Here is a 16,158-nt window from a genome sequence, read left to right on the forward strand (position 1 = left end):
AGCTCAGATTGATGGTGAGTAATGGAATCCCGTTTTATCTTGCACCATCACCCGTCCAAACTACTTTACAAGTTTTTAACATAATTTTTAATTCTAAAGTGAAAGTCAGATTGCGAATGTAATATAAATCAAATATCAGCTTTTCCTTCGGCGTCATATCGTAACCGCCGTTCACCTGAGCCCAGCCGCTCAATCCCGGTTTAACAGCCAGACGCTGTGTAAAGCCTGGAATCTCATTCTGGAATTTTTCCGTAAATACGGGCCGTTCCGGACGAGGGCCAATCATACTCATATCGCCTTTCAGCACATTAAACAGCTGAGGAAGCTCGTCAATTCTCGTTCTTCTGATAAAAGCTCCGATCCTTGTCACCCGCGGATCTTGCTTCTGTGCCCAAACCGCCCCAGACTTCTCGGCATCTATTTTCATGGAACGAAGCTTATAAAGCTTAAATGGTTTCCCGCCTTTCCCTACGCGTTCCTGCGTATAAATGGCAGGCCCCGGCGTCTCCAAACAAATCAATATTGAAAATACCGCAATCATTGGCAGCGCAATCGCCAACCCAATGAGCGCAAACCAAATATCCATTACGCGCTTTATTGCCAAATAACGAGCCGTCTTTTCAGATAATGTAAAAGAATGTATTTGCTGAACTGAGAATTCACGACTCACATTCATGCTTTTCTCTGCACTCACTGACACACACCTCACGATTTGTTTGGGATGTTATGATGACCTATGCCAGTCAGTTTAGCAGACGGATGTTAATTGGATGTAAATGGTATGTTAAGAAGTGTGAATTACGTGTTTTTTCTGATAAATGTTGTTAATACTCTTTTACTATTTTATATACAAGTCCTATTTGTTTTAATCATTTCATATAAAAAAGAGACAAATCTGTGATTAGATTTGTCTCTTTCGATTATCTGTAATAAGATACTGTGCCGTCATGAATAGCTTGTGCAGCTTTATCTTTATAAACCGCTTGCTTCAATTTACTTGCATCTGATGCATTAGTGATAAAGGCAGTTTCAACTAAAACACTCGGCATTTTAGAATATTTAATAACGTAGAAAGCAGCTGTTTTTACTCCCCGGTCTCTCGTTCCAAGATTAGCCGCTAACTTTGGTTGAATTTGTTCAGCCAGTCTCTTGCTATTTGCGGCTTGATATGTTGTATCGTAGTACGTCTCACTTCCATTTGGGGATGAGCTATCATTAGCATTTGCATGTATACTGATAAATAAATCTGCTTGCGCAGAAGCTGCTTTATTTACTCTCTCCTGTAAAGAATAAAAAGTATCATTAGATCTTGACAGTACTGGAAGAGCACCTGAAGCATTTAGCTTTGTATTGACTCTTTTCGCTATATCAAGGTTGACTTCTTTCTCAAGGAGTCCATTGCCGATTGCTCCTGAATCTTGATCACCGTGACCCGGATCAATAAAGATTGTTTCACCAACTACCGGGTTCTTTAGCTGATTAGCAACCTTGGTGCTTACGGCAGGAGTGTTTCCGATAATCATAAAGTTTGACATGTTTTTACTTCCAATAATTTTACGGGCTCCTGTAGATAAATTTTCACCATTTGTAAGGATAAGAGATTGCTTCTTCTTAGCTGCCAGTGTAGCTCCTGCAATAGAGTCAGGGTAGCTGAATCCATTGCTTACATATACGGTGCTTGTTGATAAATTAAGTTTTTGTACGATATTTGCAGCAAGCTCATATCTGTTTGAACCGCTAATTCTTGTAGGAGAAGGTAACTTGTTGTATACCGTACTGCTGATACTTCCAGTGCCTCCTACAACAACGGTACTCGAAATTCCCTTATCTTTTATCACAGACGTAGTCGCACTATTTATAGATGTTTTATTTGTGAAAAGAATTGGATACCCGTTTTTCGCTGCATAAGGAATGACGGCCGGAGCGTCTGCATATAAGAAGCCATTCAAAACAACAGCTTTTGAAGTCGCACCCATCGCTTTTGCCACCCGTGCAGCCGTATCATAACGGTTGCTTCCTGCAATTCGTTTAATACTTATCCCCAAGCTTTTAATCTGGTTAGCAGTGTTAGATGAAACAGCAGGTGTTCCGCCTACAATAATTACATTTTTAGTCTGCATCTCTTTCAATCTTGTTTTCGTTTCATATGAAAGCTTATCAGAATTAGTGTAAAGCAATGGCGCATTCTTCTGGTAAGCAAGGGGTGCTGCTGAAATAGCATCTGCATAAGAACTCCCACCAACAATTACAGCTGTACTTGCTGTTGAATACATTTGCTTTGATATTTGAACAGCAGTGCCGTATCTATTGCTTCCCCCGACTCTTTTCACTGAGTTATCGGCCAAAGCTGTTGGCACAAAAAGTATGAGCCCCAGAAAACACATTGTCAGGACTTTTATATAAGAACGCAATTGATTTCCTCCTTAAATGGCGTTATATCCTAAAATAATTAATAACTTGTCAGAGTTGTACCTGGATAGTAAAATTTCAAAATTGAACTATATGAATCTCCAGCTTCTGCTCTTGCTTTTGCTCCATATTGACTCATTCCGATCCCGTGACCATATCCTTTACCGCTGATTGTGTACTTTGAAGTATCTTTTTTTACAGTCACATAAGTACTTTTAAATACAGTCGCTCCAATCATTGTTCTTAACTCACTTGTTGGTACACTAATGGTTGTAATTTTGCTCAAGTTATAGGAGCCAGTACTGCTTTTAACAAAATACTTCACTTTCATCGATGCTGTTTTTGCACGCTGCCCTTGTGTCGTTCCACTAAAGCTTAAATCGTCAATACTTGCAATTTTGACAGAATCAGCGCTTGTTTCTTTATTTTTCAAGATCCAGTTCTTAACTCCGGAAAGTCTTGCAGAATCAGTTTCAGTCGCTGAAGACCACCAAGAAGAAGGCTTCGTTAAGTCCAAAGATTTCGTATCTAGCTGTTGTTTTGACAAAGTAAGCGTCCAGCCTATTTGAGGATCCTTTGTATCTTTTTTTGCAATCAAGTAAGGTACACTTGACGACCACACTTCATTACTAGCTTCTGTGTAACCACCATTACTGGAAGAATAAGCTGCAGTTATAAGAGATCCATTATATTTCAGAACTTTCCCCTTCGTTTGCTCTACCGCTTTATTGGTATTCGAATTCCAACTGTAGCCACCATAAACTTGAAAAGCGGTTGTATCAGGTACAGTAGTTCCTGTTTTTGTTATTGAGTAGGTTCTTGCAGCGACAGTCTGTGCTTTAAGAGCCTCAAGTGACCAGCTAGCAGGCATTTCATTCGGAACTACTCCTTTTAAGTAATCCTCAAATGGAATATTCTCATTTACCGGTCGGATATATTTAGTAGACTCAATAGAGAAATTAACCGTGCCAAGATACTGCTTTCCATCAAGACTAATTCTGTTTGAAGTAGAATAGTTTTCTGGTTTAATTCTTAGGGAGTTTCCGTAAGTTTTGATGTTTTCAAGGTTTAATTTTCCGCTGTTGATTTTTAGATTATAGGTGCTACCGTCAGCTAAATAAAATTCATCAGCAAGTGAATTCTCAACTTCAGCAGAAATTGAACTGGTACTTCCAATAAAGTCGTATGCATATGTGGCTTTATCTTTCGTTATACTTTTAGCCGCAGCCGGAACGCTATCTTGTTTAATAAATAAAATTTGGCTGTTTTTCTTCGAGGCAAGCGAAGCGCCTATCAGTACGTCTGCATATTTTGTCCCGTTCGTCATTACGACTTTATCAGCCTTCAACTTTAGTTGCTTAATTATATTTGCCGTAAGTTCATATCTGGTTGATCCAGGAATCCTTTGCACAGTTGAAGTTTTTTTAATTTGGTTTTCTACACTATCACTGACGCTAAATGAACTGCCTATAATGATGACTTGTTTTGGCAAATTATAATCCGGAAGCTTGTCTTTCTCTGTAAGCAAAATAGGGTATCCGTGTGCTGCTGCATATGGAGCAATGGCTAAAGCGTCTTGAAATACTCTTCCGGTTACAACGATCGCTTTATCATAGCTGCCCATTTGCTTTGCAATATTTTCTGATAAGACATATCTATTTTTTCCGCTTATCCTTTTCACAGCGCCATATGATTTCAGCTTGTTTTCTACATCTTTTGAAATGCTTCGCGCTCCCCCAATGATTAAAATATTATCAGGGTTAAACTTAGCAATTTGTCTTTCAGTAGTTTTTGTTAACGTGTCAGGCTGAGTAAATAAAACTGGTGCGTTCAGTTTTTTCGCCAATGGAATAACAGGCAATGCATCAATAAAAATATCTCGGTTCACCAATATCACTGTATTAGGATTTTTCCACTGGCTGTTGGATGCAAGAGTCGCAGTTTCGTATCGTGAAGCGCCTGCAAAACGATCCGTAACAGCAACATTATCTCCAGTTACTTTATAAAATCCTGTTGGCGATAGACTGATGCTAGATTTATTTCCAATATAATTTGACAATTTAACTGAGATGTTTGAGTCTGCTGCAAAAGAAACTGATGGAATCAATAATAAGATTGCAGCAAGTGAACACACTATCAATTGTTTGCAAGATTTCAAAATTTCAGGTTCCTCCCTATATCTTAGTTGGCACGTTCAATATCTTTTAACAGAAGCTGACCCTCATCATTTTTTTCATATGTAATCGTGACCTTATCTCCACTGTTAAACTTATCAAGATCACTTGTCGATTCTTCAGTGATATCAAGACTAACCGGCTCATTATCTACTGTTACTTCTATTGTATGAGTATCAGCTAACCCTACATAAGTACCTTCCTTTGTTTCAATGTTACTGTCTGGCGATACATCTTCACCTTGACTCTTTTGACTATTAACCCCGCAACCCGAAAGAAGCAATATAAAGAACAGTAAAGCAATAAATTTTTTCATTTTTTTCACCTCATTATATTTTATCGTCAACCTATTTTATATTTTAAAGAAAAATTAAGAAACAATGAAACTTTTTTTTATAAAAAACGACTATTTTAGGATTTCATTCTTGTATTAAATAGAGTTGTATTTATTGGAAATTTAACTCATAATGAAAGTAATTTAACAGACGAGGTGCAAAGGATGAGAAACGAACGCAGAAAAAAGAAAAAAACTTTATTACTGACAATTTTAACGATAATCGGACTTCTTGTACTCGGAACTGGCGGCTATGCATACTACTTATGGCATAAAGCAGCTTCAACCGTGGCAAGTATTCATGAAAGCATTGATAAATCTAAAAAGAGGGATAAAGAGGTCAGTATCAATAAAAAAGATCCTTTTTCCGTCTTAATCATGGGTGTGGATGAACGCGACGGCGATAAGGGCCGTGCCGATACGCTCATTTATATGACCGTTAACCCAAAAACGAATACAACCGACATGGTCAGCATTCCGCGTGACACGTATACAAAAATTATCGGAAAAGGCACAATGGATAAAATCAACCATTCATACGCTTTCGGCGGCACGCAGATGACGGTAGACACTGTTGAGAACTTCCTCGATGTTCCGGTTGATTATTTTGTGAAAGTGAACATGGAAAGCTTTAGAGACGTTGTTGATACACTTGGCGGCATTACAGTTAACAGCACATTCGCGTTCAGTTATGACGGTTATTCGTTCGGCAAAGGAGAAATCACGCTGAACGGAAAAGAAGCGCTCGCTTATACTCGGATGAGAAAAGAAGATCCGAGAGGCGACTTCGGACGCCAGGACCGCCAGCGCCAAGTCATCCAAGGTATTATTAATAAAGGCGCTAATATTTCTTCCATCACGAAATTCGGAGATATGTTTAAAGTTGTTGAAGATAATGTGAAAACGAACTTGACCTTCGATAACATGTGGGATATCCAGTCCGATTACAAAGGTGCGCGGAAACATATTAAACAGCACGAACTAAAAGGTACAGGCACAAAAATCAATGGAATTTACTACTACCAAGCTGATGAAAGCGCCCTTTCCGATATTACAAAAGAGCTGAAGGAAAGCCTCGAAAAGTAAAACAAAAAGAAGCTTCGCACAATGTGCAAAGCTTCTTTTTTATTTGCCTGTAAATGAATCCGGTTGTTCTTTTCGATACCCGTAATGAAACAGCAATTCTTCCACAATCCGGCGGGAAGCCTCTCCATCTCCATACGGATTAGAAGCCTGGGACATTTTCTTGTACTCATCAGGATCAGTTAACAGCTGTTTTGCAAGCTGATAAATGTTTTCCTCATCCGTACCTGCAAGTTTCAGCGTTCCCGCTTCCACTCCTTCAGGCCGTTCCGTCGTATCACGCAGAACAAGAACCGGTTTCCCGAGAGATGGGGCTTCCTCCTGCACGCCGCCCGAATCGGTCAATATAAAATGCGATTTCGCTGCAAAGTTATGGAAATCGATCACCTCTAAAGGTTCAATCAGATGCACTCTGTCAGAATCACCAAAATGCTTCTGAGCCGCTTCCCGGACAACAGGATTCAGGTGCACAGGGTAAACGACTTGTACATCTTCAAATTCCTCTACAATTCTGCGGATGGCCTTGAACATGTTTTCCATTGGCTCACCCAAATTTTCCCGGCGGTGAGCGGTCAAGAGAATCATTTTATCCTCACCCACCTGATCGAGAACAGGATGTGAGTAACCATCCCTAACCGTTGTGTTGAGTGCGTCAATCGCTGTATTGCCCGTTACAAAAATAGAGTCGGCCTTTTTGTTTTCTTTTAATAAATTGTCTTTCGCCTGGCCTGTCGGAGCAAAATGCAAATCAGCGATCGCCCCTGTCATCTGTCGATTGAGCTCTTCCGGAAACGGGGAATACTTATTCCCTGTACGGAGCCCCGCCTCCACATGACCGACAGCAATTTGATGGTAAAAAGCGGCTAGGCTTCCGGCAAACGTCGTCGTCGTATCACCATGGACAAGCACAATATCGGGTTTGATATCTTTAAACAACTCATCCAATCTTACAAGTGCGTTAGACGTAATCTCTGCCAGTGTCTGCCGCTCCTTCATAATGTTCAAATCGAAGTCAGGCTTGATGTGAAACGCATCTAACACCTGATCGAGCATCTGTCTGTGCTGTGCAGTTACCGTTACATAGGAATCTATTTCAGGATATTTTTTCAATTCAAGCACAAGCGGTGCCATCTTGATCGCTTCAGGCCTGGTCCCGAAAACGGTCATCACTTTTAGTTTTTTCATATTTGTCACCTGGTTTTCTGCTATAGTAAATAAATTCATACTACATATTCTACATGAAAATGCATCATTTTAAATCATTTCATTCTTGATTCAAATAAAATGATATAAGTTTTAATATTAAGGATAAAGCTTGTTTAAAAATGGTTTATCCGATATCATAAAAATGTGTAAAAACATATTGAAAAGGGTAAATAGAGAATAGTTTAACCATAAATTTTTTCGATCATAAGGAAGGTGCCTTTTAAATGAAAAAAGTACGTAAAGCCATAATTCCAGCAGCAGGCTTAGGAACACGTTTTCTTCCGGCTACGAAAGCAATGCCGAAAGAAATGCTTCCTATCGTTGATAAACCTACCATTCAATACATAATTGAAGAAGCTGTCGAAGCCGGTATTGAGGATATTATTATCGTAACAGGAAAAAGCAAGCGTGCGATTGAGGATCATTTTGATTACTCTCCTGAGCTTGAAAGAAACCTAGAAGAAAAAGGAAAAACTGAGTTGCTTGAAAAAGTGAAAAAGGCTTCTAACCTGGCTGACATTCACTATATCCGCCAAAAAGAACCTAAAGGTCTCGGCCATGCTGTCTGGTGCGCGCGCAACTTTATCGGCGATGAGCCGTTTGCGGTACTGCTTGGAGACGATATTGTTCAGGCTGACACACCAGGGTTGCGCCAATTAATGGATGAATATGAAAAAACACTTTCTTCTATTATCGGTGTTCAGCAGGTGCCTGAAGAAGAAACACACCGCTACGGCATTATTGACCCGCTGACAAGTGAAGGCCGCCGTTATCAGGTGAAAAACTTCGTTGAAAAACCGCCTAAAGGCACAGCACCTTCTAATCTTGCCATCTTAGGCCGTTACGTATTCACGCCTGAGATTTTCATGTATTTAGAGGAGCAGCAGGTTGGCGCCGGCGGAGAAATTCAGCTCACAGACGCCATTCAAAAGCTGAATGAAATTCAAAGAGTGTTTGCTTACGATTTTGAAGGCAAGCGTTATGATGTTGGTGAAAAGCTCGGCTTTATCACAACAACTCTAGAATTTGCGATGCAGGATAAAGAGCTTCGCGATCAGCTCGTTCCATTTATGGAAGGTTTACTAAACAAAGAAGAAATCTAAACATAAAGGCTATTGGACATTCATCCAATAGCCTTTTTTTATTTCAACATCAAAGTCAATGTATGCTCTTCATTATCAACTGCGAAGACCTGATCAACGGCCTGCCGCAAAAATTAATAATCCCAGACAAACACACTGATTGTAGAGTTAAACAAACTAAATGAAAACATAAATACAAACATGCAGATTAAATAGTAAATATCTTGTATTCAATGCAAGCTAAGTAAACACCACTTGCTAAAAGAACAATGACTAAACAACCAGCATTACAAAATAATTAAATAAATTTGAAGCAATTACAACAGAAGGCAGTGAACTGTCGGAAAGTTCATTTTGGCTACCATATTAATCCCTTTTAATTTAAGAGCCAGGCCCTCAAATTCCTCTATTCGGTCGGCATGTCCAAATATATCCATCCATCATTTTTATGATTTGCAGAAATGTTCATTATCTCAATTTTCACGTTTAACCCTTCGTCGAAGAGTTAACTCTATAGACTTATTTTTTTAAACTGGTCAAAAAAATCAGTGTAATAATCCATTGTATAATGCACATAAAATTTGCCCCATGGATGGTTTTCAAAGGAATTATAGCTTTTATTTTTAAATAAATCTATCGCCTCGATATCATTGAAGCTATCTAATACATATGCGTCAAATTTATTCCAAATCTTATTATAATAATCAACATCAATTACTTTGATGTTCCCTCCATTTATAAGCAATTTTTTCTGATCTTCTTTATCAAAAAAGTGATGAACGTTTCTTGCACTATTTAAGATAATTTTGGTTTTAGGGCAATTTAATCTGACGTAGTTATAGAAAAGATTAAATTTCTGTTTCCATAGTGCAAAATAATTTTCAAAATGATCTTCTATATTAAAACTTTGTTTTTTATTTTGAATTGTAAATTTATAATAATTCGTTTTAGGGAGAGTCCATCTGTTATTTGTAACAAACTGGTTATCTGAAATTTCTACGTAGCCAAAATGCACATCTGCGAAAAAGTCCAAAATCAAAATGTCTGGCTGAACAGATTTAATCTCGGTTAGAAAGCTATTCTCAAAATCCGTCTTTAAAGTGTTTTTTTCATGATTAGACATGTTCTCATTATCAATAACAATGTAGTTAGGTTTACTCATTGTTGAAATAATGGACGATTGGTTTTGGGTCAATACACAATCAAAAAAATTTTTATAATCAGCATTAAATTGAGAGTTAAAGTTATCACGTGTAACACAACTACCATAAACAGCTACTTTTTTCATTTCTTTATTCCCTCTTTAATATTAGTTCCTAGACTAATAATTTGTTGATAAACACGTTTACAGTTTTCTTTATCCGTATACTTATAAAATTGATTTACTCTATCAATATATTTGGCATCCATTATACAATCGTTTTCCATACAATTTATCAGCTTATCAACTAAAGCATCTTTATCAGCAATTACTTCTCCAAACCCCATTGAATTGTAATCAAAATACCCTTTTTCCAAGTGATTTTTTTCGTATTGGAAGTAAAAAACAGGTTTTTTAAGATAAGCAAAGTCAAATGCAACGGATGAATAATCTGTAACTAAAATCGCACTATTATTGAAATGATCTCGATAACTTTCATTAATGTCCGCAATCCTCACTGAACTATTTTTGTTGAAATCTTTCAACTGCTGAACAATATTTGGATGCGGGAAGAATACGATCTCGTATCCTTTTTCATTAGCCTCATTAATGAGTTTAGCATCATTTAATAAATTATTAAGTTCATTAAAATAAACTGAGTTTTTAAAGAGTGGTGAGTAATCTCTTTTCCCTGTTTGCGGATTTATTTTTCCTACTAAATGATTTCTCCATGTTGGCATAATTAATATCTTTTTATGATTATGATTAACAAGCTTATCAAATCTAGGAAATCCAGTTAGAATTACTTCTCTTTTTGAATAATTATAATGACCATTAATTATAGACTCATACTCAGGTTGAGCGGCTGTGATAAATAGTCTAATATTTTTCTTATACTTATTAAGCCATCCCGAAATATCATCTTTCGTAATTCCATGTTGAAGAAAAACAAAGTTAAATTTAAATAAGTCCTTATAATATTTCCTCATATTCACAAACGGGTTGACTACATAATCATCTGCATGTGAAGAGATAATTTCATCGGCAAGTAAATGTAAAAATTTGTGCTTAGGTGACCCGTATGCAACAACTGGTCCTATTTTTTTCAGCCTGTTATAATCTGGACTATCTTTACTGATAATAAAATATTTTTTGATGCCGTCATTCTGCTGCATTGCATATTCAAATAATGCTTCAGCATTATCATCTGCCTTGTTGATTCTATCCATAAAAAGCCATACTCTTTTATTTTTCTTTATTTTATAGAGGTGTTCCATAATCTTTCTTACATTTGATGCTTTCTCAGCACCTATTTTATTAAAGGTCTTAAAACGTCTTTGAGCCCGCTTTTCTTTTGCTCTAATAATCTGATTTTTATCTTTTAGAACTACTAAATTATTAAGTTTATGATCGAAATAAATCCCTATACCATTTTTGGTATAGAAATCAACTATATGTTTATCCAGCGGGAATAATCGTCCAAAGTTAATTTTTACTTTTATTAGTTTTCCATTTGATGAAATCATCATTTCAATATTCGAGTTATTTGCAAGCTCACCAACTGGGATATCAACCTTAAAGCCCAGGTACTCTTTAACTGGCTTATTTAAGCAATATAAGTTGTGTACTGTTCTATCAATTTTTTCGGCATGATATATCTTGTCATTGACACATGCTTTCACTTCTAATTCTGCGGCATCAAATAATGAACCAAAATTACCTTCAAGGGTTAAAATCCCCTTTTCAATGCTTAATAGCTCCATTGTTATAGCTTCATATCTCATAGAATTAATTAATTTCTCTTTAAAATATAAATTCACATTACGATTCAAAAAGATCTTTTTAAATACATTTTTTTTATTTCGATATTTCAATTTGATTAAAAAATATTTTCTGTGCAAGTTTAGAGATTTTTGTTCAAAGATTATGTCGTCATCTATAAATGCAAGTATTCTTTCTAGCAAGTCAAAAAACTCTTCAACTTCCTTATCCGTCAAAACATCAGTTCTGTCTTCTATATTTATTCTCCACTGCAAGTCATAGGCAATCATATACTGAATGTATCTTGGAACGTATCCTAAAGTTGTAATACTATGATTAATTAATTCTCGAGAGAAATTCTTCAAATAATCCACATACCATTTTTTATCATTTTTACCTGTTTGAGTTGCAGATGACGCATCTTCTCTTCGTCGATAATTATATTGTCCTTCTGACACAATACCGTATACTTGGCGCTTCATTATAATTTTAGTCAGCCATTCACTATCTTCAGCGTAGGCCATATCTTCATTAAAAAAGTGATTTTTAACAGCTTCTTTTTTCACGAATGAACTTGGTGCTGATAATTGAATTCCTGTATGTTCTTTCAAGATATGAACTAGCCTAGTTTTATCAAATTTATAATTTAATAAGTGTGGACCACTTGTTTTACCAAACATCATCATTGGAATAGAAACTACATCGACTTTAGAATAATTCTTTTCAAAAAAATCATATACTTTTAAAAGGGTTGAAGGGGACAATGTATCATCAGGATCTAAGAAATTAATATATTTACCTTTGGCATATTTTAAACCCTCATTACGCCCACTACTTGCTCCGCCATTCTCCTTATCGATAAAGACTATATTTTCTGGATACGCTTCTTTATACTTTAAGCAAATTTCCCCTGATGCATCAACACTTCCATCGTTGACTAAAATCAACTGTATATGATGCTCAAAATCAAGTGCCTGATCAATTATGCTTGTTATTGCTTCATCTAAAAATTCTTCAACATTGTAAATTGCCATTATAATAGAAAAGAAAAAATTCTTTTGTTCCAAGTTTTTCAATCTCCTTTAATTTATTTCTTTTTACTCAAGGGTATTAGATTCTAATCAACTTTTGAAATATTCTAGTTAAAACATTAACTTTTTGAAGATCAATTAAATTGTTGTCTTTTTCAACAATAAACCTAAAAAAAGTAACTCCTATCGGAAGTTTTAATTGATATGAAGAATATTTTCTATCCCTAACTGTGGTTCCCCAAATAACTATGTTCTTATGTTCTTGCTTGTTTATTAATTTTGCTTTTCTCAATTTTCTTCCATAAGAGATATAAACACTATTTTTATCGTTAATCACAGACTCTTCATTACTCAAACTTACCATTAGCTCAATTGAAAATTTATTGACTTTCCATGAAGTAATAACGATTTTTTCATTTTCTAGTTTCCCTAATTGAATAAGTCTGTTGACAGGATAACCCCATCGTTTAAATGAAATGAGATACTCTTTTAAATATGTTTTCATGTTTTGTTTTACAATTAAATTCTCATCTATATATTTCAAAACGTGAAATAATTCCTTAAAAAACTCACTCTGTTCTATCTTATTTAGCACTTCATAAACCTTGTTATTGTTTTTTTGAAAAATAAATAATTTTAAATGATTAAGAATTAAACATTGAACATAAGGTATAACTTCGCTGTACTCTTCTAATGATCTTTTAACCATTTCACCATATCCATTTGTAAGTAAAAAAGTATACCTGTTTTTTTTAGACCACGAAGTGTCTACTAGAGAATCCTCACTTTTTCTTTTTCTATAGAAATATTTAGCGGCAGGAATAAGGCCATATTTTTGTTCTTTAATTAAAAACGTATTAATAAATAAAACATCTTCCCAAAAATCCATTTTTTCATTAAAAGCAAGACCAAGACGTTCTATTGCTTTTTTTCGAAAAAATGTTCCACCTATGTGATAATGAATAGCAGTGTAATTATCAGTTATGTTTACAATGCTTTCACCACTTTTAAATCTATAATTAAGTGAGTGTTCTCCATTTTTATTATCGAAGAAAAATAGCGGCAGTACCGCTAAATTAATATCGGTATGCTTTTCAAAAAACTTTAATACCTCAGCAATAGCATTTAGTGAGACTTTGTCATCAGAATCTATAAACCCTATATATTTACTATTATCACAAACTTTTAATCCATTATTTCTTGCCATACTGACATTCGGTTCATCTTGATAAATAATTTTAATATTATTCGGATATGCAGTTGCGTATTGTTCACATATGTTTTTTGAATTATCTATGCTATTATTTTCAATCAATATTATTTCTATGTTTTTTTCAAAATTAATTGTCTGATCAATAATACTGTCAATGGCCTCTCTTATATATAATCCCGAATTATAAACAGGCATTACAATTGAAAACAACATCTCAAGTGCTCCTTTAAAATAATAAGTTTTTATCCGAGTAGTCTTCCACAACTTTTTTTGAATGAATCATCTTTTCCAACTAACAAAATTGGTCATAAAATGAAGTAATGTTTTCATCCTGTTTATAGTCTCTTGTTTTATGTATGGATTCAATTTACTTTTTATGTTGTTTTAAAAAGAGGTCCCGGAGCACACTTTTCAAAATCATAATAAAAATCTCTTAGTTTATCTCTATAAAATTTAATATCGGGAACATAACGCCTTTTTAAACCGACATAATAAGAAATACTGAAGAATAGTCTGTTATTAATATATCTGATATTAAGTATAATTCTCTAATATCATTATAATCAGAAAAATCATAAGCAAAACTCATGTATTCAGTTAAGTTAATATTTTCAGATACAAGATAGTGGACCCTTAAAATAACAATATATTCATTACTTAATTGGTCTTTAAGACTTTCTAAATCCAACACCATATTAAATTTATATTTACCTTTAACATAAAATGAGTTATCTCTTTTTATTTTCAGCATTCCTTCATTGCTATTTTTTTTATATAAAAAATCGTTCCTCGGATAGCCCTATTCAATAAACGTCTTTTTAAACTGAAACGCATTTTTAAAAATTTTCGTAGAGTAAGCATTAAGGGAAATGAGATAACCGCATTTACTGACTTCTATAAGAAAGTTTCTTTTATATTATTCAGTCTTCATGCCGGGCATATGTACTTTATCCATGTCATTTGCATTTAGGGGAGTTCCGTGCCCAGTGTGCACATATGTAGTGTTTCTCGGTTTTAGAACCTATAGCGGCAAGTGGCTGTTTGTTATCCAATATTTTGATGTAGCCAAATACAACAGCCATTTGAGAGAGATTTTTTCAAATAATTCTCATCTGAATCATCAAATAAATCTTTGCCTCTTTTATCTACACTCCAAAATAATCCATATTCATATTTATTCTTATTTTCTTCAAGATACTCGAAAATTGCTCTTGGATTACAGCTGAATTGTTTGCCTGAATAGCTTTCGAAGATGAGTAATCTTTCGTTTCTGGGCAAAAGCCCAATTATTCTAAAAATAATTGAGTATACACTGACCAATAGTCTTCTATATTTCATTAAAATCTTTGATTTCATTTTAGACTCTTTAAATATCAAAGAATTAAATACTTATCTCAGCAAACAAGAAAAAAAGAAGCAACTGAATGATTCAAGCCTCTTTTAGTTAGTGCGTCTATAAACTAGCCATGTGTTTTTTGATTTGGTAGTTGAAATGGCTTTTGTTCTTGAAAGGTAAACTTTCCAGCAGCTTCATATGTCCGTAGTGAAATAAATCAAATGTTCCGTACGTTATCACTTTCTTCATGAGATAACATCACCTTCCAACTGAGAGTACCAGAAAAAAACCAAAAACTTTAACAGGTTGTTTATCATTTCGACATATTTTTTACGTACCATTAATAATGAACAATAATAGCATAAGTTCCTATAAAAGTTAAGACTCTTTAAAAATGTTAATCACCAGCATTTTTTTGTATCACCGTTGTATTGTTGTATATTTTTTGCAGGTCCAATATCTTATCTATACCCTTTATAACGAGTTTTCTTTTTCGGAAAAATCGATTCTTTTGTCGCGTTTTTAAGTGAAACGTTTTCTTTCTGCAACACCATTTATTTTGTACGCCCTTCTCATATTAATACATCGTCAAAACATGAAGGAATTGTAATACGAATGTTAAAAGTTCCTAAAGATTTTTGCGGTAAGATAGAGTAAAACACACTTGTTTTTATAGACATATAGATGAAAGAAAGGTTGATACGATACAAACGAAACCTATTAATTAATTAGATAAAGAAAAAACCGAGCTTCTTGAGAAAGTGAAAAAAGCTTCTAATCTGGCCGACATTCACTATATCCTCCAAAAAGAACCTAAAGGTCTCGGACATGCTGTCTGGTTCGCGCCCAACTTTATCGGCGATGAGCCGTTTGCGTTTCTGCTTGGAGACGATATTATTCAGGCTGAAACACCAGGGTTGCGCCAATTAATGGATGAATATGAAAAAACACTTTCTTCTATTATCGGTGTTCAGCAGGTGCCTGAAGAAGAAACACACCGCTACGGCATTATTGACCCGCTGACAAGTGAAGGCCGCCGTTATCAGGTGAAAAACTTCATTGAAAAACCGCCTAAAGACACAGCACCTTCTAATCTTGCCATCTTAGGCCGTTACGTATTCACGCCTGAGATTTTCATGTATTTAGAGGAGCAGCAGGTTGGCGCCGGCGGAGAAATTCAGCTTACAGACGCCATTCAAAAACTGAATGAAATTCAAAGAGTGTTTGCTTACGATTTTGAAGGCAAGCGTTATGATGTTGGTGAAAAGCTCGGCTTCATCACAACAACTCTTGAATTTGCGATGCAGGATAAAGAGCTTCGCGATCAGCTCGTTCCATTTATGGAAGGTTTACTAAACAAAGAAGAAATCTAAACAAAAAGGCTATTG

14 protein-coding genes and 2 pseudogenes are annotated in these 16,158 nt (G+C 35.2%); 3 read left to right on the top strand and 13 right to left on the bottom strand.

Features of this window, described 5'->3' with window-relative positions; translation table 11 throughout:
• Window positions 1-34 precede the first annotated feature (34 nt).
• The 4 genes from MKX38_RS18145 to lytA all read right to left on the bottom strand — a co-directional run bounded on the left by MKX38_RS18145 (window position 35) and on the right by lytA (window position 4,899).
• A complete protein-coding gene (locus tag MKX38_RS18145) occupies window positions 35-694 on the bottom strand; it encodes a sugar transferase (RefSeq protein ID WP_003242561.1) in 660 nt (219 codons plus the stop codon).
• Window positions 695-920: 226 nt separating this feature from the next.
• A complete protein-coding gene (gene lytC, locus MKX38_RS18150) occupies window positions 921-2,411 on the bottom strand; it encodes an N-acetylmuramoyl-L-alanine amidase LytC (RefSeq protein ID WP_339187949.1) in 1,491 nt (496 codons plus the stop codon).
• Between the two features lie 38 nt (window positions 2,412-2,449).
• Entirely contained in the window at window positions 2,450-4,567 is a 2,118-nt protein-coding gene (locus MKX38_RS18155; protein WP_339187950.1) for a SpoIID/LytB domain-containing protein, read from the bottom strand.
• Window positions 4,568-4,590: 23 nt separating this feature from the next.
• Window positions 4,591-4,899, bottom strand: a complete 309-nt coding sequence (gene lytA / locus MKX38_RS18160; RefSeq protein ID WP_003242772.1) for a membrane-bound protein LytA — start codon at window positions 4,897-4,899, stop codon at window positions 4,591-4,593.
• A 183-nt stretch (window positions 4,900-5,082) separates the two neighbouring features.
• Here lytA and lytR point away from each other — a divergent pair, with 183 nt between their 5' ends.
• The gene (gene lytR, locus MKX38_RS18165) at window positions 5,083-6,003 is read left to right on the top strand and encodes a transcription antiterminator LytR (RefSeq protein WP_014478144.1); all 921 of its coding nucleotides are present in this window, start codon (window positions 5,083-5,085) and stop codon (window positions 6,001-6,003) included.
• Window positions 6,004-6,042: 39 nt separating this feature from the next.
• On the opposite strand, the gene wecB is transcribed toward lytR, so the two are convergent.
• A complete protein-coding gene (wecB, locus tag MKX38_RS18170) occupies window positions 6,043-7,185 on the bottom strand; it encodes a UDP-N-acetylglucosamine 2-epimerase (non-hydrolyzing) (protein ID WP_017695321.1) in 1,143 nt (380 codons plus the stop codon).
• A gap of 245 nt (window positions 7,186-7,430) precedes the next feature.
• Between wecB and galU the strand changes: the two genes are divergently transcribed.
• Complete coding sequence (gene galU, locus MKX38_RS18175; RefSeq protein WP_017695322.1) at window positions 7,431-8,309, top strand: UTP--glucose-1-phosphate uridylyltransferase GalU; 879 nt, start codon at window positions 7,431-7,433, stop codon at window positions 8,307-8,309.
• A gap of 116 nt (window positions 8,310-8,425) precedes the next feature.
• On the opposite strand, the pseudogene MKX38_RS18180 reads toward galU, so the two are convergent.
• From MKX38_RS18180 to MKX38_RS18215, 8 genes and pseudogenes are all read right to left on the bottom strand, one after another.
• Window positions 8,426-8,665: pseudogene (locus MKX38_RS18180) on the bottom strand (Teichoic acid translocation permease TagG); the annotation flags it as partial.
• A gap of 134 nt (window positions 8,666-8,799) precedes the next feature.
• Window positions 8,800-9,576 carry a DUF6270 domain-containing protein gene (locus MKX38_RS18185; RefSeq protein ID WP_046381366.1) on the bottom strand — a complete coding sequence of 259 codons (777 nt, stop codon included), beginning with the start codon at window positions 9,574-9,576 and terminating at the stop codon, window positions 8,800-8,802.
• The gene (locus tag MKX38_RS18190; RefSeq protein WP_339187954.1) at window positions 9,573-12,257 is read right to left on the bottom strand and encodes a CDP-glycerol glycerophosphotransferase family protein; all 2,685 of its coding nucleotides are present in this window, start codon (window positions 12,255-12,257) and stop codon (window positions 9,573-9,575) included. The genes MKX38_RS18185 and MKX38_RS18190 overlap by 4 nt, the downstream gene beginning before the upstream one ends.
• Before the next feature lie 43 nt (window positions 12,258-12,300).
• Entirely contained in the window at window positions 12,301-13,647 is a 1,347-nt protein-coding gene (locus MKX38_RS18195; protein ID WP_033884186.1) for a glycosyltransferase family 2 protein, read from the bottom strand.
• A 161-nt stretch (window positions 13,648-13,808) separates the two neighbouring features.
• Window positions 13,809-13,979: a CDP-glycerol glycerophosphotransferase family protein gene (locus MKX38_RS18200; protein WP_339189472.1), complete on the bottom strand. Its 171-nt coding sequence runs from the start codon at window positions 13,977-13,979 to the stop codon at window positions 13,809-13,811.
• Complete coding sequence (locus MKX38_RS18205; RefSeq protein ID WP_339187959.1) at window positions 13,913-14,185, bottom strand: CDP-glycerol glycerophosphotransferase family protein; 273 nt, start codon at window positions 14,183-14,185, stop codon at window positions 13,913-13,915. Before MKX38_RS18205 ends, MKX38_RS18200 begins: the two co-directional genes overlap by 67 nt.
• Window positions 14,186-14,478: 293 nt before the next feature.
• Window positions 14,479-14,790 (bottom strand): CDP-glycerol glycerophosphotransferase family protein, encoded by a 312-nt coding sequence (locus MKX38_RS18210; RefSeq protein ID WP_339187962.1) that lies wholly within the window; start codon window positions 14,788-14,790, stop codon window positions 14,479-14,481.
• A 97-nt stretch (window positions 14,791-14,887) separates the two neighbouring features.
• A complete protein-coding gene (locus tag MKX38_RS18215) occupies window positions 14,888-15,019 on the bottom strand; it encodes an adenylyltransferase/cytidyltransferase family protein (RefSeq protein ID WP_128484071.1) in 132 nt (43 codons plus the stop codon).
• A gap of 482 nt (window positions 15,020-15,501) precedes the next feature.
• Here MKX38_RS18215 and MKX38_RS18220 point away from each other — a divergent pair.
• A pseudogene (locus MKX38_RS18220) lies at window positions 15,502-16,143 on the top strand (UTP--glucose-1-phosphate uridylyltransferase); the annotation flags it as partial.
• Between the last annotated feature and the right edge of the window lie 15 nt (window positions 16,144-16,158).

Source organism: Bacillus sp. FSL M8-0025, from assembly GCF_037975475.1.
GTDB classification, from domain to species: domain Bacteria; phylum Bacillota; class Bacilli; order Bacillales; family Bacillaceae; genus Bacillus; species Bacillus subtilis.